The sequence below is a fragment of the Betaproteobacteria bacterium genome, assembly GCA_016720925.1.
In the GTDB taxonomy this organism is placed as follows: Bacteria; Pseudomonadota; Gammaproteobacteria; order Burkholderiales; family Usitatibacteraceae; genus UKL13-2.
This window is the reverse complement of sequence record JADKJR010000001.1, coordinates 754,579-774,310: the sequence shown is the minus strand read 5'-3', so window position 1 is coordinate 774,310 and position 19,732 is coordinate 754,579. Positions and strand designations below refer to the sequence as shown.

Genomic DNA, 19,732 nt, shown 5'->3' with positions numbered 1-19,732 from the left:
ACAATACCAAACGACTTGATCCGTCAGATCTTGCGCAGCACCCTGTCCGAACACTCCAAGGGGGCAACTTGGTGACTAAGCCATTGCAAAGCATCGGGCGATGGAAATCGCTGATGCGCATGTTCATTGTCTCGCCCTTTTCTCTCTCATTACGCTACTTCCCCGCCCGCTCCACCACAATCTTCCCCGGCAACGACCTTGCCTGCACATCACGCTCATACAGCGATTCGCCATACGCCGGCGGCACCACGAACGTGCCGACGTTGGTCGCGCGAATGCGATAGCGATACTCCGATACGTTCGCGTTCACGCTGCCGTACAGCACCACGCGTTCCTCACGCACATCGGCGTATTCCACGTTCCAGCCGCCGACGTTGCCGAGACGATTCACAAACCCGCCCTTCTTCGCCGGCGCCACACTCGGCGCGTCGACCGGATTCAGCACCGGCTCAAATCCACCCGGCAGCAAATCCACCAGCGCGACGTTGGGAACAACATCGCGACCGATGGTGCGGAACTTGAGGCGCACCGTCAGTTCCTGGCCGACCTTGACGGTGGTGATCGGCTTGCCTTCGGCATCGACATAATCGCGAATGATCTCCATCCCCGATTTCAGCTCTGTCATCGACGGCGCCTTGTCGAAGCCGGATTCCGACACCGCAAAGTAAGTCGTCAGGTTGGCCTCGTTACCAAACTTGAGTTTCGCCGTACCCGCCGAGAACGGCACGCGCGGAATCAGGTTCTGCGGCAAGGCCAGCGATTGCGATTTGCCGTCCTTGCCGATCTCGGCGATGCTCAGCTTGCCGGCGATCTTGCTTTCAATCTGTGACGCATAGGCGTCAAGCGCCAGAATCACATACGCCGCGGAATGCGTGTTGAAGCGGCCATCCTGAATGGTTTTCACCATGGCACCGAGCGTGGCGAAATCGAGCTTCCGTGCGCGATCGGGGAAATGCCTTGAGGCGATGTACAGCGTCTGCGCGTCGCGAATGGTCGGATCGTAGTAACGCTCGTAACGATACGGTTCGCCGCGCTTTTCGAGTTGCGCGAGCGGTTCATCCATCAGCTTCGCGGCCTGCTTCTCGTCCTTCATCAGCTTATAGCTGGCGGCGAGGAATACGGCGATGGAATCTTTCTGCCACGTCGAGACATTCGGGGTTGTGAATTTCTTGTCGAGCGTTTCGCGCAACGCCGCCAGATAAGTCGAGGTCACCGTTCCCTGACGCGTAAGCAGGTAGGCGGCGTAGGCGCGGGCACGTACGTCGTGAAGGTCTTTCGCCGGGCTGGATGCGAGTTGCTGAAGCCACCCATTACCCTTTGCCATCACGTCCGGCGGCACGTTGTAGCCGCGCTCGCGGGCTTCGATCAGCATGTGCAGCGCGTACACGGATGCGTATTCGTCCGCTTCCACCGACGCGGTCCACAGGCCGAATCCGCCTTCGGCATTTTGCCGCGAGCGCAGTACACCGAGGGCCGAGGCGAAGGATTGCTGCGCTTTGTTCGCGCCATCTTTCTGCGTCACGTTTCCGAACTCGGGCCGCTGTCCCAGCACCACCGCCGGGAAGGCGCGGCTGGTGATCTGCTCGGTGCACAGGTGCGGGAAGCTGTCGAGGTAGGCCATGAGTCCGCTGGCGATTACCAGTGGCAGCGGCGATACGGCCGCCTCGGCCTTGCGATATTCCGCGAAGACGTCGCGCTTGATTGGCACTTCCTGCGAACCGGTAAAGCTGCCGACGGTCACCTGCGTGTAATACGGACCCGCCGGACGCACGCTGACATCGGTGCCGAGTTTTGCGGACTTGTCGGGCGATCCATTCAGCGCCGCCGAAAAGGTCATGGTGGCCGAACCCAGTTTGACGACCGCACCCGACCTTGCCTTCAGCTTGTAGATAGCGACACTTTCCTTCTTCTCGCCGATCTTGAGCGTTTGAGATTCACCGCCAATCACCTCCAGATGCGGCGACGTTTTCAGCGCGACCGTCACCTGCGCATCCTTGCCTGAGCCAGCGACGTTATTGGCGACACCGACCGAGACCTCGAACTCGTCACCCGGCGCCACCGCCAGCGGGGCGTTCGGCGAGAGCACGAAATCGCCCTGCACGATGGCTTTGCTGCTGAGCGTGCCGATGGTTTGTTCGCTCACGGCGACGGCCATCAGCCGCAGCGTGCCATTGAAGGTATCCGGCACGGTGTAGCTGAATTCCTGCTCGCCGTTGACCTCAACAATGCCGGACCAGTACACGGCGGGTTTGTCGCGTTTGCGTTTGAACGGGTTCAGGTTCTTGCCGAGCGCGCCTTCGGCGTCACCGCCGGGTGCCGCGGATTGCATCAGCTTCTTCCATTCCGGCAGGATCAAATCCAGGATCTGCGACGTGCGCACATCGAGCGAACGCTTCTGGAAAAAATGCGCAAGCGGGTCGGCTTCCTTGTAACGCGCCACTTGCAGAATGCCTTCATCGACCGCGAATACCACCGCGCGCGTCGGCTGTTCGGCGCTCAGTTTGATCTTCAACACCTCGCCGGGTTTCACTTTCGCCGGCGCGCTGAATGCGAGCTTGTTGGTGCGCTTCGCCAGGTTCACCGAGAACGGCACGGTGCCGGCCGACAGCGGACTCATGAAGATTTCGTCCGAGCCCGGATCGCGGATGAACTGCACCGTCAGGTAGCCGTTGCCTTCGAAATCGGCCGGCAGTCTTATCTTCTGCACCGAGGCCTGCGTGCCGGCCTTGAACCATTGATGCGCGTAGACCTTGTCGCGCTCGATGGTGATCAGGCCCGCGCCGGCATACGGCGCGCGGATGCTGACTTCGATATCCTCGCCGGCGGTCACGTCCTTGCTCTTCAAGGTCAGTTGCAGCTCCGCATTGCGGTCCAGCGTGCGCGTGACGTTACCCGCGCCGGCCACGCTGTATTCGATGCGGTTCTGCTCCACGCCTTCGGCATTGCGGATGCGGTAAAAGAACGTGCCGGGGTTCGCGGTATCGAGCGCCAGCGCGAATCCGGTGGCCGGAATCGACAGCACGCTTTCCTTCACCGGAATTTCCTTGGGCCGCGATTCGTATTTGTACGTGCCGTTGGGCTGTTTCAGCAGCACCGAGACAAAGCGCCGTTCGATCAATTCCAGCTTCAGATCACCCACAGCAATCTTTTTCGCTTTTGAATCGATGGCGATCAGGTTCACGCTGCGTTTGGAGCCACGCGAGACATAGCCCATATCGCCATCGGGCTTGAAGCCCACCAGGTACGGAAGCTCCGACACCAGCATCGCCGTATCGGCGGCCACGCTGCGCCCGCCTTCGGGCTCGAAGGCGCGTGCGAGGAAATGCAGGCGATAAGTGGCGCGGGCATAGCGATCTAGCCCCAGCGCGAATTCGGCATTGCCTTCGTCGTCGGTGGTGCCGTCGGTCAGCTTGTCGGAATAGCCTTCCTTTGCCCGCAGCGGATCGTAGAAGCGATGATCGGGGTAGCTGCGGAATGCGGGATACGCGGGCTGCAACGTCAGCGTGGCTTCCACGCGGCGATTGGTGGCCGGCGTGCCGAACAGATTTTGCACATTCACTTTCGCCTTCAACTCGTTCGGCGAGACCCAGCCCTCATTTGGCCCCCCCGTCACTTCGGTGGAAAGGCGCGCGACCACCTTCATACGATCCGGCAGGAACTCCTGCACGCGCACCGTCACGCTGCCGAGTTGAGTGTGGGCCTGCCCGTCCTTCACAGTGAACAGGCTTACGGTGTAGTTGCCAGTGGGCGATGTTTCCTGCGTGGCGTGCGAGAGTTCATTGAAGCCACCCGCGCCGAGCTTGATCTTCTCGCGCTTCACCGACAGGCCGCGCGGATCGGTGACATCGACCTCCAGCGGAATGCCGGTGACCGATTTCGCCCAGCTTGCGGCTTTCACGATCATGCCGATATTGATGGTGTCACCCGGCCGGTAGATGCCGCGATCGGAAAACAGATACGCCGAGAGCGTGCCGGGCAGCACCGTATTGCGAATGCCACCGACATCGAAGCGCGAAAAATCCAGCCCGCGATCGCGGCGATTCAGCGGCAGGAAACTCATGTCGCCGGCTTTCTTCACCAGGTACATCAGCGGCGTGCGTTCGCGCGACAGGTTCTCCAGTTTCGGGAACTGGGTACGGCCCGACGCATCGGTGGTCTGCGTGAACAAGGTCAAGCCGTTCTTGCCGATCACTTCCACTTCCGCACCGGCCACCGGCTGACCCGTGGCGATGGATTGCACGAACACATCCTGCGTGCCATCGAGCGAACGCTTCACCAGAATGCCGAGATCGGTGACGAGGATGAGGCGGAAATCCTCGCGCTCGGAAGGCTCGATCGCATCTTCGCGCTGCCCGGCTTCCGGCTCACCTTCGTCGGGATCGGCGGCTTCCTCGTCTTCCTTTTTCACCGCCTTGCGATCGAGCTTCGGGTCGTAACCCTGCACGCGCAGCAGGAAGATGCCACGCTTGTCATTGCCGCTGCCATCCTTCTTCAGGTAATCGCCGAGATTCAGCGCCTCGTAATGCGCCTTTCCTTGCTTCAGGCGCGGCAGCGGAATCTTCTTCTCGAAGCGTTCGGTCAGATTGTCCATGCCGAAGGCGCCGATGAATTGCGGCTTGTCGAAATTGCCTTCCGATTGCGTGACGAGATGCTGCAACTGTGCCGGCAGGAGGCGCCCCACTTCCATCTTCACACCGGGCAGGTCGCGCGCCATCACCGCGACTTTCTTCTCGCCGCTCAAGGCCAGCAACGCACCCTGACCGAGGATATTCAGTTGCGGCGGAAACGGCGGCACCTGCAGCACATGCTGCACGCGCTTGGCGAGCGTATAGCCGCCGAACGATTTCATGCCGCGTTCCACCTGCACGTACATATAGCGGCCGATCGGCGCGCTGTATTTGAAGGCGTGGTTCTCGTTGTGCTCGCGCTCACCCGCGACAAGATCGAGATCGATCCGGGTCCCATCCTTCAACAGCTCTTCAGTGATTTCCTTCGGGTCACTCCACGAATAAGGTCCATGGCGATCCTCTTTTTTGGTCTTGGGGTTGTAAACCGGCAGCAGCCACGCGCTGGTCGCGCCCTTGATGTCTTTTTCGAACGTGCTCGCCGACATCGTTGCGACGATGATCTGCTCCGGCTCGTTCTTGGCACTCATGGCCACGTTGGCGGCAAGCTGGTTCACCGTCAGGCTCGCCAATCCCGGCACGCGCACGGCCTGCGTCAACGCGTTGTCGAATGGCTTGCCTGCGCGCGCGGCGACCAAGCCCTTCTCCACTTTCAGTTCGATGCTGCTGTCTTCCTGCGGCGTGGAAAGATTTTCGGAATGGACGAAGGCATTCAGTTTCAGCTTGTCGTAGCTCACGGTGAATTTGGTGCGTTCGCGGCCCACGCCCCAGATGCCTTCGGTCTGCCCGGCGAGTTTCAGTTCGATGCGTTTCTCCAGCTCCGCGCCGTTGACGGGATGCGAGAAATTCACATCGTGTATGACGCCAGCTTGATGTGCGGCGCCAGCGCCGATTGGTCGAATTCGATTTCGTGTTCCGCGCCGACGGGCCAATCTTCCTTCGGCTGGAATTCAAGTTCCTTGTCGTCATTCCATTTCCACTTGCCCTCAATCGGCGGCGTGATGCGGATGCCGGCGGGTACCTCCTTGCCGGCCATCGACAGCGGCGCCACCGATTGCGCGAACTTCACCAGCAACGGCCGCGGCCCGCGATCAGTTTCATCTTCATTTTCGATCGGTGTGCGCGGCGGATTTTGCACCGTGAGCTTGACTTCGATCGGCTTCGGCCGCGCCTGCCACCACTTGGCGCCATAGACGCCACCCGCCGCGAGCGCCGCCAGCAGCAGCACCACCAGACCGGCATGCGTGGGATTCGCGCCTGCCCATCGCCCGCCCGCGCCGATGCGCGCCCCGGTCCATCGCGCCCACGGCGGCGCGTTCCAGGAAACGTGACCGACTAACGGCGAGAGCACACGTCCCGACAGACGTGCAAATCCCCGTCCGGCCTTGGCGGCGAGATCGCGGATGGCGATGATCCACTTCATGACTTCCCCTTTGTTGTCGCCCGCATGGTGTGACGACCAGACTGAATGATATTCGCAGATCAGGGTGAAATCATGTCAGCGCCATGTGGATTGAGGCAGCGTTGTGGCGGAAATGTGGGGGGCTTGCAAATGGTCCTTCTTGCATTTCGCAATCAAAACACAAGCACTGGTGCGGCGTTCCGGGCACTTTTGACCTGCAAGGCGTGCCAGTGCTTGTGTTCAAGCTTCGGCATGGCATGTGAGCTTCCCCGGCAAGATTGCGCGAATTTGTTCCGCAGCTACATCCTATCCAGCGGACTGATCACGCCACGCCCGGCAATTTTCAGAACGTGGGTATAGATCATCGTGGTCTTCACATCGGCATGGCCAAGTAGCTCCTGCACGCTGCGGATGTCATAGCCGGATTGCAACAAGTGCGTCGCGAAGCAGTGGCGAAGGGTGTGAGGCGTGGCCTGCTTGAAAATGCCGGCCTGTTGCACCGCCCGCTTGAACGCGCGTTGAAACGTCTGATCGTACATGTGGTGCCGCCGCGTCAACCCCGAACGCGGGTCCAGCGCATGCGCCGCTTGCGGAAATACCCAGAACCAACTCCAGCTCGCACCCGACTTCGGATACTTCTTCTCCAGCGCGTGTGGCATGTATACGCCCGCCTTGCCGCACGCCAAGTCCTGTGACCACAGTGCGCGCGCGTGGGCAATCTGCTGCGTCAGCGGCTCGATCAACGCCTGCGGTAGCATGACGACCCGGTCCTTGAAACCCTTGCCTTCGCGAATGACAATGGCCCGATGATCAAAATCGACATCCTTCACCCTGAGTTGCAGCGCCTCGGTGATGCGCATGCCGGTGCCATACAACAGGCGCCCCATCACGGAATGTTCGCCACTCAGCAGCGCGAGGATCCGGGCCACCTCTTCCCGCGATAACACCACCGGCAATCGTCGCGGCACTGACGGCCGCGCCAGCCCATCCAGCCACGGCAAATCGACACACAGCACCTTCTGATAGAGAAACAGAAGCGAAGAAAGCGCGACGCGATGCGTGGAGGCAGACACCTTTCGCTGAGCCGCGAGAAACGTCAGAAAACCGCGAACCTCATCCGCCCCCATCTCGCGCGGATGGCACATGCCGGACCAACGAATGAAAAACCGGATCCAGTACAAATACGCCTCTTCCGTACGCATGCTGTAGTGCAAATACCGAACCCGCTCCCGCACCTGCTCCAGAATTTTTGTCGATTGCAGCGGGGGAAGGACGTTGCTAGACTGACGCTTGTTAACGACGTACGGGCGAAATGCAGAATTTGCGTGAATGACGGAAATCGGGAAAGTGTTATGGCTGTACATATATACAGTTTATGGGCGGAAGCAATTGATTGCAAGCGTGTTTTCCGCATTTTTTCAGGAATGATAGGGAGCAGCGCGGAACGGTATGCAGACGCGGTGCTCCCTACATTGAGTTATGGTTGAGATGTCTTCCAATCTGATAGTGAATCTGGTGTTGCTGGCAATAGGAGCTGCATACGTACTCCTAAAAGGTCCGCAGGGGCCGCGGTCACTCACTTCAATGGCGTTGCTATTGTTTATGGGCATTTGCATGGTCGCAGTTGCCATCTCAATTGAACTGCTTTCAAACCCCAACGGCACGATCATTGGCGTGCTTCTATTGCAAGAGGGTGGTTTTTGCACGCTTTGTGGCTACCTCTGCTTTCTCGTCGCACTTCAAGAACTGTCTTGGTATTTGCGGCTGAAGTGGTTCGCATCAAACGACCAACATGCCGCCGTAAGTCAGCAAAAGCACTGATGAATGCAATGTTTCTTGGCGGCCATAACTCGTCGCTCAAGGTCGCTCCCTTCGGTCGCTGGACGCCGCAAAAGCGCGGCGCCCTTTAGCTTGGTCGTTAGGCATCAAATGCTATTCACCTTCACAATTTTTGGACTTTTTATTTTTGCGCTTGAGGTTGTCGCGTCGCAGAGAGTTCGCGCAGCAAATGCACAAGGCGGCGTTCCTCAAGATTGGCGAAAACTATTTCGTTGGCGTTTTCTTGTCGGCACACTTTTGGCGGTCACTTCGGTATTTGCGCAATATCCAATGCATGAGGCTGCGGGAACCTACAAGGCCTTTGGCTTTCCGTTCTTTGTAATCGTTTTCGACGAAGTGGGTCGCGGCTACACTGGCGCACTCTTGGTTCCTGCATTACTCGGAAATGGCGTCATTTGGTTCTTTCTTCCAAGCCTATTCCTTTGGGCGTGGTCGTGGCATGGGCGGCGAGTGTCCGGCAATGAACATGCCTAACTCGTCGCTCAAGGTCGCTCCCTTCGGTCGCTGGACGCCGCAAAAGCGCGGCGCCCTTTAGCTCGGACGTTAGCCATCAAATGTACCCTTGCCCACGGTGCCAACAACCCACCATAAGCTTCATGAGCAAATGGCTCTCGTGGCGCGCATCTCCTGCTGAGTGCACGAGTTGCAAGTGCAAGTGCTGCATTTCTCCAGGTAGATCAACCGCCATTCTTGTCGCTTCCATGCTCATGTTCACCCTTTTCGGCTTTGCAGCTGCTGCGGTTCAGGCCATCTATCCGCTGATCCTCGGCCTTTGCGTGGTGTGGGTGTTTTACTGTTGGTGCCAGCACCGAGCTAAGTTGATGGTGGTGTCTGATGTTGACGAAAAGGCTGGGAATCGCTCTGCCCTGCGTTTGTTTTTGATTTCCGTCTTCCCAAGTTTCTTCTCATAGGCGAACACCATGATGGCTCTTAAGAAACACCTCCCAAGTGATTGATTTGTAATTCGGGTTTCATGTGGGTTGTTCGGCGGCGATGAGTTGCATACCCATTTTTTCGGCGCGCTTTGCCAGATGGTGCAGTACGCGATCGCGGTAGCGCTCCTCGTAATAGGCCCTGGGCCTTTGTCGGTGTACTCCTCGCCTTTGGTGAGCATCGTTAGATCAACCGCGCGAGTTTGTGGGCGGCCGCGGCGATGGCCTTGGGTTTGTCCATGCGCGCGCACATGCGACGGTAGTACGCACCCAGCGCCGACTGGCTGGTTCGCAGCGACGCGGCGGCCATGCGCAGGGCACGGGCCGCGCGGTTGGCGCACCGCTTGGTCTTGCCACTCATCACTTTTCCGCCGGTGATCTTGGTGCCCGGGCACAAGCCCATCCAGCTGGTGAAATTCCCGACGGCGGGAAAACGCGACATGTCCGTGCCGGTCTCGCTGATGACCGCGAGCGCGGTGGTCACATCGATGCCATCAATGCGCGTCAAGTCCCGCCGCACATCTTGAATAGCTGTGTGCGCAGATCGAACTTTGGCGCATTGCGCGCCGACCGCGCTTCTTGCCTTTGGCTGGCTCGCCGTCATGCGTCTGTAGAAGTCGCAACTGCGCTTCGATTGCTCGGTCGCATTCGGCCAATTGCGTGCCGATGAAGTCGAACGCGTCCAGCGCCTGCTTGAGTGCGAACAAGTGTTCGGCCCGCCAGTTGCCTTCCAGACTCTTGGCGATCTCATCGACGCTGGCGTGGATGCGTGCGTTCTTCATGGCACCCAGGCACCCAGCACGCTCGCCCGCCACGATGGCGCGCAGTATCTTCAGCCCCGTCTCGCCCACCACGTCGGAGATGACATTGGCCAGTTGGACGTTCATTTGCGTGAGCGCCTTTTGCATATGCTGCACATCACGGGACTGGCTCTTGAGCAGCGCTCCGCGCTGACGCCACAGCGCGCAGCACACAAACTTGCTCGGCCGGACGAAACGCACCACTGAGCAGACCGTAGGTCATCAATTGCTGCAGCCATTGGCAGTCCAGCACATCGGACTTGCGCCCCGCCACGTTCTTGACGTGCCGCGCATTGACCAGCAGCACCTTGAAACCACGCGACTCCAGCAACTCGAACAGTGGGATCCAACACACGCCGGTGGATTCCATGGCGACGGTGTCGACCCGGCAGGCATCGGGCCAGTCGGCCAGCGCGTTGAGGTCAACCGTGAAGCGGGAAACTCACGCACCGGTTCATCGTCCCGGTCAGGCGGCACGGCCACAAAGTGGGACGCGCTGCCGATGTCGATGCCGGCGGTGTTGGGGTGCGTGATCGTCAGGGCGACCCGCGATTTGACTGTCTTGAGGTTGATGCTGCGTTTGCGTTGCGCCATCGATTGCTCCATCATTCGTTATGAAATGTGGCGCCGCATCGGGTACGTCGTCTTGCTCACTCTCTTAAACGGGATATCGGTTCGATGGCATTACACCGCCAAACCCATTCACCAATGTCGATGACGTGACCCATGACCACGCTAACACTCGGGCAAACTGCACCAATGCCATATCGGTCTTCCGCCGCGCCGCATGTCACCTTGCCACAACGACGGCACGCCGTGTTTCTTCGGCGCGATTTGCGGCTGCGGGCCGATTACATCGCTAACACGTCGCTCAACGTCGCTCCCTTTGGTCGCTGTACGCCGCAAAAGCGCGGCGCCCTTTAGCTCGAACGTTAGCCGTCATGTCGAACCTTTGGCACCCCATTGATCCTTCGTGCTGGGAAGCGACGCCATCGATTGCCGGGCGTGCTGCGACCGAAGGCGATGTGAAGAACGGCATCGCGGTGTTTTACATCCAAGGTCATTCGGAACCAATTGATATGCAGCTTCCGCGTGCCGCAATTCAGAAACTGGAAGATGGCTCCACTCAACCTGTAGTTGTCATACAGGCGGAACAGGGGCCATCTGGTGTCATATTGGGAATTCGCCCGCTACAAGGAGGCAATGGTGTGTGCTTGGAAGATGAGGTTCAGTATGTTTCAAACTTTGTTGACGGCTAACTCGTCGCTCAAGGCCGCTCCCTTCGGTCGCTGGACGCCGCAAAAGCGCGGCGCCCTTTAGCTAAGCCGTTAAGCATCAAGTAAATGCGCATCATCTGGCTTCAAATACTGATCGTCGGAGCGGCTGCATGCGCCGCATATGTAGTGCCATACCTGTCAATGGATCAATTTCTCTTCCTATTCCTTCCGCCGATCCTTGTTTGCATTGTGTGCGGCTGGATCCTTACATTCCAGGCGCATGCTGTACGCGTTGCTCACGGTTGGAAGGAGCATCTTTTTGTTGGCGCTCTTGTTCCAGTACCTTCTAATTGGCTAAAACCAGTTCGCCTTTCATGGCCGGCAAGAATTTTGTTGGTGTCTGCGGCCATACCCGCGAGCACAGCGATTCGGATGCTTTGGATGGCACATGCCTAACTCATCGTTCGTATGGGACGGCTTCGCCGCCCCACAACTCAGTCGTTAGAACTCATCTGCCCCTCAACACCAACGAGTTGTCTAAGGAATCTGCGCGGGCGTCCGAACTTCTCCGAGGGAAAGTGGTTAGTCGTGTTGTCCGCCATCGTGAGGGTGCAGTCATGATTGAGTTTGCGGACGGCACTCGTTTCTTCGTCCATCAGGTTTCAACGGGCGTAGAACTTTCAATCACCGGAATCGAGGACTGATGGGGCATTTATTTCATTTCGTGGCTTGTAGATTTACGGTTCATCGCGTCCCACTTTTGCCAGTGATGAGTTCTAACTCGTCGCTCAAGGTCGCTCCCTTTGGTCGCTGGACGCCGCAAAAGCGCGGCGCCCTTTAAACTCGGACGTTAAACATCATGCAAGTGAAAACGCACGTATGCCCGAACTGCAGCGCACCGCCTACCGCACCACTTCGAGTCGCGCTTTTTGGGCCGCTTTGGCCATTCGAATCGTGGCTGTGTGTTACTTGCCATACTCCGCTTCGCTATCGCCTCACGTCCTACTACGCATGGACCTTTGTCGGCTTCGTTCCGGTCTTATTGTTCGTTTCGTTGATGGGGCTTTTCGGATACGCCGACACGCTGCTCATCTTGTTCGCATTTCCTTTGGCCTTTGTGTCAATGGGATGGCTTCCCTCTAAAGTTGCAGCTATTGAAGCGGTACTATGAGGTCTAACTCGGCAGTCAAAGTCGCTCCCTTCGGTCGCTGGACGCCGCAAAGGCGCGGCGCCTTTTACCTTGGTCGTTAGCGGGCATGCGAAGAATTGCAAATACGATTTGTGTTGTCCTTGCGACTACTTTGGGTCTGCCCTGCGCCGGAAATGTGATTGCGGAAAAGACGGTCACTTTCCTAGGTGTTATCGCTGGCTCGCGGCAAACGCTCAAAGATGTAAAGAGGCATCTTGGCGAAAGCAATGTCTGGCATACCGGGGACGCCAGTACCTCTGAGTCAAAGGTTTGCTATCGCTTAGAAGACGAAACGGGGGAAGTCATCGTTGTATTCGCCTCCAACTCAGAAATGTCCAGTCCAAAAGGACAGGTTACGAGTATCCGCGTCTACGGCAAGGAAGTTCCTTTCGCGGCGAAGAAACGCTGTGCCTTACTACGAGGCCTCGGGAGCGAACTTCGCACACTTGATGGATTGCACCTTGGCGCCACGAGAGCCGAGATCGTGCAAGTTCTTTGGAAGCGGCCCGTGTCGAAAAGTAACTCCATTCACTACGATTCCTGTAGAAAACAGTACATGCAGAAGTCGGACCCGTTTTTCGAGCGATGGGTTGGAAAAAATGAATGCTTCGAGAATCCTCAGCGGCCCTACGTAAACGATTGCACGACCGCAAAGTTTCAGCTAAAGAGTGATGCGGCTGTATATTTTGAGTTGAGTCGCGGTCAATCGGTATGTTGAGGCCGCAAATGCCCGCTAACATTTCAGTCAAGCCGTTCGCTTCGCTCACTGGGACCGCGCAAAAGCCCGCGCTCCCTTACCTCAGGCGTTATGCCTCGCTAGAAAGCTCACCTTCAGCTGAACAACCATGATTGAAGTAACCAAACTGGATATGGCCGTAGAGCAGTTGGAAGACTCTCTCAAAGCCTACTTTAGCGGCCGCTTTTTCAGCGCGATTGTTCTGGCTGGAGCAGCAGAAACACTATTCGCAGGGTACGTGCTCAAACAAAAGATGGAACCCGCTTGGTCACAATCTCGTAGAACGATAAAGAAGATCGCGAATGGCCTCCACTACCGCCAAACTGGAGAGCCTGGAAAAGCAACGGAAAAGGACATTGGCGACTTACTGAATTACGCATACAACAACTCGAAGCATGCGGGCGTAAAGGATCATGCTGTTCGAATGATTCCAAAGTTTGAGGCCCGAGAACTACTTGAGCGGGTCATCTCGAACTACGATCTGCTACTCGATTGTGGAGCCTATGACCTACCCGACATGCCCCTGTTTCATGCCTTCCTTCAAGAGCCGATCAATGAGATACGACTTGAGGTAGATGCGACAGAGATACTCACTCAGGTCTCACCAAATGCCGAGGCCTAACTCGGCTCTCAACACGGACGCGCCAAAAGCGGCGCGCTCGTCACCTTGGTCGTTAGAGGGCTCTAGGGTGGTTTCAATCTCTCATGCCACTTCCGAGGATGCCGAGGACATCTTGGCTCTCCAGAAGCTCGCTTACCAATCGGAGGCGGTTCTCTACAACGACTGGTCAATTCCTCCGCTTACCCAAACCATCGAGTCCTTGCGCGAGGAATTTCCGAATTCAGTCATTCTCAAAGCCACGGTCGGTGAACGTCTCGTCGGCTCAGTGCGTGCCAGAATTGCTGGCGATACCTGCGCTGTTGGGCGTCTCATCGTCCACCCGGAGTTTCAAGGCAAAGGTATTGGGTCGCGCCTGTTGCAGACGATAGAACGTTCATGCAATAACGTGGCAAAGTTCGAGCTGTTCACGGGTAGTAAGAGCGAGAACAACATTCACCTTTACCAGCGCGCAGGCTATCGCATCACGAGAACACAGTTGCTGTCGCCTACTGTCTCAATCACCTTCTTCGAAAAGGCTGCCAATGCTGCCCTCTAACCCGGCGCTCAACCTCGCTCCTTTCAGTCGCTGGGCGCTGCGCGATAAAGCCGCGCAGTGCCGGTTAGGTCTACATTAGGCCGCACGTGTAGTGTTGTTTGCTGAACAATAGGACTGAGAATCCGATCAATGCAAGAGCAACATCGAACCGGTATTCAGTATCTGGACGCAGCAACTTCGCTGCTTCATCGAGTTCGTCGCTTTCACTATGCTGCCGGCTTACTGGAGGCCGCTGACCTGCACTGGTGGTGGCGCGCATCGCGTTCAACCGACAATTTCCCTCAACTCTTCTGGTTCGATAACGAGGGGCGTCCAGAGTCGGCAGTGATCGCCACCGATTGGGGCGACGGAGTCGCTCTCGATCCGATCGTGATGCCGAACGCGCCTCCAGAGTGGTTTATGCATGTCCTTGAGCGCGGACTTGCTCACGCCAGCGCGCACGGGGTTCGAAACGTCGACGTGGTTGTCGATCGAGCCGATCATTTCGCCCAAGACGTTTTAGGTCGCCACGGTTTCGCCATGACGCAGGACGAAAGCCTCGGTGTCGTCATAGCGTGCCTGTCCGCGAGCGCTCGTCTACCCATCAGTTCGCTTCATGAGGACTACCGCCTGTGCACTCGCCTCGACACCCTGCAACGTCCTCACCACATGGTCCAGAGAAACGGACCGGAGCTCGAAGTACGACTTCGACAATCTTCCTTGTATCGTCCAGACCTTGATCTGCTCGTGCTTGATAGCCACGAGAACGTCGCTGCGTATGGTTTGTTCTGGTTTGACCCAGACACCGCGACTGGCCTTGTCGAGCCGATGCGAACCGAAATTGCGCATCAACGTCGAGGCCTCGCTCGCCACCTACTCACCGCCGGAGTCAACCTTCTGGCCGCAGCGGGCGCTGAACGTATCAAGCTTTGCTTCCACCCCTCCAATGAGGCAGCACGAAAGCTGTACGTCAGCGTCGGCTTCGAACCGTATAAGCAATCCGCTATTCTCACTCGTACGAGTCTTGTCGGTGCGGCCTAACCCCTCGCTCGAGCCGACCCGCTACGGCAGGCAGCGTAAGCCTGGGCTGGGAGATCCACCTTGTGCCTCGGCCCAGGCTTACGCTGCCTGCCGTAGCGGGCGCCTCAGGTCGAACGTTAGGTTGCGAAGCCAATCCAAATCGCCATCTCACATTTTTCCAAAGGAAATCCATGTCGCCAGAATCGGTCGTTCAAACGCAGCTCGATGCGTACAACGCAAAGGATATCGAAGGCTTGCTCGAAGCCTACGCCCCCGACGCAGCACAATTCACATTGCATGGTGATCGCTTAGCGAAAGGGTGAGAGGAGTTGCGTGTTCGTTTCCTTCAGCGTTTTGCAGAGCCCGATCTCTATGCACGCCTTCTGTCTCGCACCGTCGTTGGCAGCGTTGTCGTTGACTTCGAGAGCATCACGAGAAATTTCCCTGAAGGCCTGGGTACAATTGAAATGTTGTGCATCTATCAGGTCCGGGACGGCCGAATTCAGATGGCATCCTTTGCCACTGGGGAGAAGAAGTTAAATGCAAGCTCAAACAACGCAACCTAACCGCGCGGTCGAGGGGCGACCCTCACCGCGAACGTTAGGCCACACATGACCAGGCAACGACGTTGGACGCAAAGCTGTACCAAGGAGTCAATCCAAGAATGAACCACTACCTCATCTCGTTCCCTAGCTCGGCTATGAAGCACATCTCCGATGAGGACTTCCCCTCAGTGGGAGAGTCATCCCACGCTGTGATTCGCGAGGCAAAGACTGCAGGTGTCTACGTGTTCGGCGGCGGCATCGACGAGACCATCCCGCCGGTCATGGTTACTGGGGAGGGCAAGGTGTCGCCAGGAACATACCCTGAGACGAGCAACTTCAACGGAGGCTTCTGCGTGCTCAAAGTGCAGACACGAGAAGAGGCTGAACAGTGGGCAGCAAAGATAGCTGCCGGGTGCTGGTGCGCTCAGGAACTTCGGCAGTTCGGGTATGACCCCGAGTCGTAAGTGCTTCCAGGCGGTCAGCACAACACCAGCGCCAACGCGGAGCGGAGTGGTGCGGCCCAACCCTTCAATCGAGAGAACGTCAGCCGGCAAGGCGGGCGCCACCTCTCATCTCAAACGTTAGGCATCGCAGTTGAACACCGTTGTTCGTCCCATCGGCAGTGAAGACGTGTCCGCAGTCGCCATGATTCATGCCGCGAGCTGGCGCAGCGCGTACCGTGGGGTGCTTCGACAGGAATTCCTGGACGGCGAACTCCTGGCCAATCGGCTCGCGCTCTGGACGAGACGACTGAGCCCCATTCCTGAGAGTCACTTTGGCTTTCTGTCCCAGCTAGAAGAGGAGACGACCGGCTTTTCCTTTGCGTTCGGAAAGCATGATTCAACCTGGGGTACACAGATCGACAACCTGCACGTCCTACCGAAGTACAGAGGCCGTGGGATGGGCCGGCAGTTGCTTCAAGCGCTGTGCGAAAGGTCTGAAGCCACTCAGCCAGATATCGGTCTGTACTTGTGGGTCTATGAGCAGAACGTCGACGCTCGCCGGTTCTACGAGAAGCTGGGCGGCAAAGCAGTAGAGCGCCTAGAGATCCAGCCACCTGGCGGCGGCACGGCGTCAGAGATTCGCTATATCTGGCCCAATCCAAAACAACTGCTCGCGGCGCTACGAGCCGATGCCTAACCCCTCGTTTACGCGGAGCCCCAACAGCGTGGCACCAACTTAACTCGCACGTTAGCCCTCAAAATTCCAATGGCGCGATATAGCATATCCGCTATACTCCCTCAATGAGTTGGTCCGTCGTCTTCTACAATGATCGAGTTGAATCCGAAATCACGAAGATGTCGCCAGGCTTCGTGGCCCGCTTCGTCCGGTATGCGGAGCGCATGGAAATATATGGCCCCGGTCTCGGAATGCCGCACACGAAGGCGATGGCCTATTCGAGCTTCGCGTCAAAGCAGGCGAAGGAATTGCCCGGGTTTTCTTTTGCACGAGAATTGGCCGGCGAATAGTGATGCTTCATCATTTCATCAAGAAAACTGACAAGACACCCGCCAAGGAACTGTCGATCGCACGAACGCGAATGAAGGAGATTCAAAATGGAACGCACACTTAAACAGTTCAAGGCGCGCGTACTCGCGAAACCAGAAGTCCGAAAAGCTTACGAGCAGCTTGCGGACGAATTTGCGTTCCTGGATGAAGTGCTAAAGGCGCGTACCGCTTCCGGACTGACTCAGGCCGAAGTCGCGACGCTGGTAGGCACTACGCAGTCTGCAATTGCACGTCTCGAATCGCCCACCAGCAGTCATTCCCCTTCCGTGGGAACGCTTCAAAAATATGCGCGGGCGCTCGGCTTCAAAGTTGAAATTCGCCTCGTTCCTGATACAGGGCTAACACGGAGTTCGAGCGGGCGCGCCAAGAGCGCGTCGCGCCGGTCAACTTGATCGTTGGGCGGCAAAATCCATCGTGTGCAGAAACTGAGGGGAGTGGAGTTATGCAGGCATTTCGTATCTATTTGGTGGTGGTTGTCGTGTGTCTTGGCACTTACACGATGATGGTTGGCATGAATCACGGCTGGAATCTCCTGCCAGTATTCTTCCTTGATATCGCTGCCATGACTTGGCCTGGCCAATTCAACGCTGACTTCACAACCTTTCTTTTGCTTTCCGGCCTGTGGGTTGCCTGGAGGAATCAATTTTCTGGTTCTGGTATTGCATTGGCGGTCGTAGCAGTTTTCGGAGGCATGATGTTTCTTGCGCCATACCTTCTTTATTTGAGCATTCAGGCAAAAGGCAACGTCAACGTGATGTTGCTCGGAGAGTCACGGGTAAAGTCCTGAGACGTTCTCGGAAATATAGGCGGAGTACAACGAGTGTTGCCGCCCAATCATTCGCCGCAGGCGCGACGGCCCTGACGAGCCGCGGCCTGAGCTCAAACGTTATGCATCACGCGACATCACCACCGTTCCCGCACATGCGATTCCTTGGAAACGTCTTACTCGTGATGGCATCCCTTGGGACGACCTGCGCGCAGAGTCAAGGCGTTATCGCAGGCATTGATCACGTCCCGTTGGCGGTTCGGGATCTCGAACAAGCGTCGGCAGACTTCAAGCGGCTTGGGTTCTCCCTCAAGCCAGGACGCCAGCACACTACAGGTATCAGGAATCACCACATCAAGTTCCCTGACGGCTCAGGCATTGAGCTGATCACTGTCGCGGCTGGTTCAGACGAGTCGAGTGCAGCGTACCGCAAGCACCTGGAGACCGGCGATGGGCCAGCGTATGTCTCCTTTCATGTGAGAGACACGGCCAGGCTTGCCTCGGCGCTGGCAGAGGCAAGAATCGACTTCGACCAAGCAGCGGGACTGACTACCTTCAAGGATCCAAAGCTGGGCTTTGTATTCATCACATCCGACAACCGTTCGACCACAGACCGGCCAGAGCACTTCGCTCACCCAAACGGCGCCCTCGCCATGCGTGAGGTTTGGATCGCATGCGAAGACTCCAGACCGCTGAGGAGCTTGCTGATCGCGCTTGGCGCTGCCTCCAGAAGTGTCACAGTTCGCGTTCCGGAACCAACTGGAGGCGAGGTATTCGAGCTACAGAACGGACGAGTGGTGATCATCCCCGGTCGAAATCAGATTCTCCCGGGCCGCCCAGTCATCGGCGTGGTGATGTCCGTCAGACCACCTGCCAACTCCCCACGCAAGAGGACATATCAGCGCTATGAATTCGACAGTTCAACATCTGGAAAGTTGGTCACGCCGAACAGTGCTCACGGTTTGTGGTTGGAATTCCGCGCAGAACAGTAATGCCTATCAATCAAGCGGGCCGCGCTAAAGCGCGCCCCATATGTCAAAGGTTGAGCGTTATACCTCACCACTACTCTTCAGAGGAACCAGTGTCTCTTCCCAATACGCTGGGCCTCTTCACCGCTCGGCCGCTATCAAGTCTCGTACTTGCACTGCTGCTGGTCTTGCTCGGCGTCGTAGCAGTCAGCGGACTTGTTCCTGCATCAGGCAATCGCACATACTTTTCCGGCCACGAATGGCTACTGGCGGCGGTCTGTTGGCTCATGTCAGCATTCTTCACATTCTGTGCAATCAAGGGCTGGCGCCTCTCTGCGCGCATAGCCCGAGAATGAGCTTCGTTGGAAGGCTTGCACCAACACTGAAGTTGCATCCTGTCTCACCGGCTGGAGAAGCGGGCAAATAGAAGTGATCAAACCACGAAGACACAACTGCCAAGCATCCAAGGCGCGGCGCGTGCCCTCATGACGCCCAACCCTTCCATCGAGCGGATGTCGCCTTTTGTGCACCACTCATGTCAAACGTAATACGTTTACGCTCCCATGAACCTTGCCCCAATTGCAATCATCGTCGCATTGGCTCTGCTTGTCGGAGTCATTCTCAATGTTCCCGGGTATTTCCTCGCCAGAAGGCTCCTTCGCGGGACTCCGCAAAAGCGCGGCGCCGCTTATCTCGGTCGTTATGCGTCAAGAAACAGTCGTCACGCTTGACATACCATTTGTGATATATACATAATACGGCATGTGGCAAATCGAAGAGCACCGTCGAGTCGACAAGCAGCTTTCCGGTGGTGTCCCGATCGAGGTCCTGAAGCGTTACGAAAAATGGAAGGACATTGCCAGAATCTCGGGACCACAAGGCTTACGAGCCATCAAGGGATTTCACGATGAAGCATTGTCTGGGGAATGGAAAGGCCATCGCTCCTCTCGTCTAGGAATTCAGTGGCGCGTGATTTACCGTGTAATTGCGAAGGTGTTGCAGATCCAGGTGGTGGAAGTTACGGCTCACGATTACAGGAAAGCATGAT

At 57.3% G+C, this 19,732-nt stretch carries 15 protein-coding genes and 4 pseudogenes; 16 read left to right on the top strand and 3 right to left on the bottom strand.

Annotated features, from left to right (window positions below; all coding sequences use genetic code 11):
• Positions 1–154 precede the first annotated feature (154 nt).
• Both IPP88_03690 and IPP88_03685 read right to left on the bottom strand, forming a co-directional pair.
• A pseudogene (locus IPP88_03690) lies at positions 155–6,048 on the bottom strand (alpha-2-macroglobulin).
• Between the two features lie 278 nt (positions 6,049–6,326).
• Positions 6,327–7,391, bottom strand: coding sequence for an integron integrase (locus IPP88_03685; protein MBL0121851.1), 1,065 nt, complete (start codon positions 7,389–7,391; stop codon positions 6,327–6,329).
• A gap of 124 nt (positions 7,392–7,515) precedes the next feature.
• Between IPP88_03685 and IPP88_03680 the strand changes: the two genes are divergently transcribed.
• The 3 genes from IPP88_03680 (at position 7,516) to IPP88_03670 (ending at position 8,777) form a co-directional block, all read left to right on the top strand.
• Positions 7,516–7,848, top strand: a complete 333-nt coding sequence (locus tag IPP88_03680) for a hypothetical protein (protein MBL0121850.1) — start codon at positions 7,516–7,518, stop codon at positions 7,846–7,848.
• A 108-nt stretch (positions 7,849–7,956) separates the two neighbouring features.
• Complete coding sequence (locus IPP88_03675; protein MBL0121849.1) at positions 7,957–8,340, top strand: hypothetical protein; 384 nt, start codon at positions 7,957–7,959, stop codon at positions 8,338–8,340.
• 227 nt (positions 8,341–8,567) lie between these two features.
• A complete protein-coding gene (locus tag IPP88_03670) occupies positions 8,568–8,777 on the top strand; it encodes a hypothetical protein (GenBank protein MBL0121848.1) in 210 nt (69 codons plus the stop codon).
• A 60-nt stretch (positions 8,778–8,837) separates the two neighbouring features.
• On the opposite strand, the pseudogene IPP88_03665 reads toward IPP88_03670, so the two are convergent.
• A pseudogene (locus IPP88_03665) lies at positions 8,838–10,192 on the bottom strand (IS110 family transposase).
• A gap of 347 nt (positions 10,193–10,539) precedes the next feature.
• Between IPP88_03665 and IPP88_03660 the strand changes: the two are divergent.
• The 13 genes and pseudogenes from IPP88_03660 (at position 10,540) to IPP88_03600 (ending at position 19,731) form a co-directional block, all read left to right on the top strand.
• The gene (locus IPP88_03660) at positions 10,540–10,857 is read left to right on the top strand and encodes a hypothetical protein (GenBank protein ID MBL0121847.1); all 318 of its coding nucleotides are present in this window, start codon (positions 10,540–10,542) and stop codon (positions 10,855–10,857) included.
• Positions 10,858–11,189: 332 nt separating this feature from the next.
• Positions 11,190–11,519, top strand: coding sequence for a hypothetical protein (locus IPP88_03655; GenBank protein MBL0121846.1), 330 nt, complete (start codon positions 11,190–11,192; stop codon positions 11,517–11,519).
• Between the two features lie 1,330 nt (positions 11,520–12,849).
• Positions 12,850–13,362, top strand: coding sequence for a hypothetical protein (locus IPP88_03650; GenBank protein ID MBL0121845.1), 513 nt, complete (start codon positions 12,850–12,852; stop codon positions 13,360–13,362).
• A complete protein-coding gene (locus IPP88_03645) occupies positions 13,349–13,897 on the top strand; it encodes a GNAT family N-acetyltransferase (protein MBL0121844.1) in 549 nt (182 codons plus the stop codon). Before IPP88_03650 ends, IPP88_03645 begins: the two co-directional genes overlap by 14 nt.
• A gap of 129 nt (positions 13,898–14,026) precedes the next feature.
• The gene (locus tag IPP88_03640; protein MBL0121843.1) at positions 14,027–14,917 is read left to right on the top strand and encodes a GNAT family N-acetyltransferase; all 891 of its coding nucleotides are present in this window, start codon (positions 14,027–14,029) and stop codon (positions 14,915–14,917) included.
• 170 nt (positions 14,918–15,087) lie between these two features.
• Positions 15,088–15,462, top strand: a pseudogene (locus IPP88_03635) (nuclear transport factor 2 family protein).
• 98 nt (positions 15,463–15,560) lie between these two features.
• Positions 15,561–15,905 (top strand): transcription initiation protein, encoded by a 345-nt coding sequence (locus IPP88_03630; protein ID MBL0121842.1) that lies wholly within the window; start codon positions 15,561–15,563, stop codon positions 15,903–15,905.
• 130 nt (positions 15,906–16,035) lie between these two features.
• Positions 16,036–16,581 carry a GNAT family N-acetyltransferase gene (locus tag IPP88_03625; GenBank protein ID MBL0121841.1) on the top strand — a complete coding sequence of 182 codons (546 nt, stop codon included), beginning with the start codon at positions 16,036–16,038 and terminating at the stop codon, positions 16,579–16,581.
• A gap of 104 nt (positions 16,582–16,685) precedes the next feature.
• Positions 16,686–17,014: pseudogene (locus tag IPP88_03620) on the top strand (type II toxin-antitoxin system RelE/ParE family toxin).
• A complete protein-coding gene (locus IPP88_03615) occupies positions 16,998–17,342 on the top strand; it encodes a helix-turn-helix transcriptional regulator (GenBank protein MBL0121840.1) in 345 nt (114 codons plus the stop codon). Before IPP88_03620 ends, IPP88_03615 begins: the two are co-directional and overlap by 17 nt.
• Positions 17,343–17,392: 50 nt before the next feature.
• A complete protein-coding gene (locus IPP88_03610; GenBank protein MBL0121839.1) occupies positions 17,393–17,737 on the top strand; it encodes a hypothetical protein in 345 nt (114 codons plus the stop codon).
• 161 nt (positions 17,738–17,898) lie between these two features.
• Positions 17,899–18,708, top strand: coding sequence for a VOC family protein (locus tag IPP88_03605; GenBank protein MBL0121838.1), 810 nt, complete (start codon positions 17,899–17,901; stop codon positions 18,706–18,708).
• 738 nt (positions 18,709–19,446) lie between these two features.
• Positions 19,447–19,731 carry a type II toxin-antitoxin system mRNA interferase toxin, RelE/StbE family gene (locus IPP88_03600; protein ID MBL0121837.1) on the top strand — a complete coding sequence of 95 codons (285 nt, stop codon included), beginning with the start codon at positions 19,447–19,449 and terminating at the stop codon, positions 19,729–19,731.
• Position 19,732: the final 1 nt, after the last annotated feature.

Bases quoted from the DNA above. Each gene is read 5' to 3' on its own strand.
- IPP88_03685 (MBL0121851.1), bottom strand. From the start codon at position 7,391: ATGTACAGCCATAACACTTTCCCGATTTCCGTCATTCACGCAAATTCT.
- IPP88_03680 (MBL0121850.1), top strand. From the start codon at position 7,516: ATGTCTTCCAATCTGATAGTGAATCTGGTGTTGCTGGCAATAGGAGCT.
- IPP88_03675 (MBL0121849.1), top strand. From the start codon at position 7,957: ATGCTATTCACCTTCACAATTTTTGGACTTTTTATTTTTGCGCTTGAG.
- IPP88_03670 (MBL0121848.1), top strand. From the start codon at position 8,568: ATGCTCATGTTCACCCTTTTCGGCTTTGCAGCTGCTGCGGTTCAGGCC.
- IPP88_03660 (MBL0121847.1), top strand. From the start codon at position 10,540: ATGTCGAACCTTTGGCACCCCATTGATCCTTCGTGCTGGGAAGCGACG.
- IPP88_03655 (MBL0121846.1), top strand. From the start codon at position 11,190: ATGGCCGGCAAGAATTTTGTTGGTGTCTGCGGCCATACCCGCGAGCAC.
- IPP88_03650 (MBL0121845.1), top strand. From the start codon at position 12,850: ATGATTGAAGTAACCAAACTGGATATGGCCGTAGAGCAGTTGGAAGAC.
- IPP88_03645 (MBL0121844.1), top strand. From the start codon at position 13,349: ATGCCGAGGCCTAACTCGGCTCTCAACACGGACGCGCCAAAAGCGGCG.
- IPP88_03640 (MBL0121843.1), top strand. From the start codon at position 14,027: ATGCAAGAGCAACATCGAACCGGTATTCAGTATCTGGACGCAGCAACT.
- IPP88_03630 (MBL0121842.1), top strand. From the start codon at position 15,561: ATGAACCACTACCTCATCTCGTTCCCTAGCTCGGCTATGAAGCACATC.
- IPP88_03615 (MBL0121840.1), top strand. From the start codon at position 16,998: ATGGAACGCACACTTAAACAGTTCAAGGCGCGCGTACTCGCGAAACCA.
- IPP88_03610 (MBL0121839.1), top strand. From the start codon at position 17,393: ATGCAGGCATTTCGTATCTATTTGGTGGTGGTTGTCGTGTGTCTTGGC.
- IPP88_03600 (MBL0121837.1), top strand. From the start codon at position 19,447: ATGTGGCAAATCGAAGAGCACCGTCGAGTCGACAAGCAGCTTTCCGGT.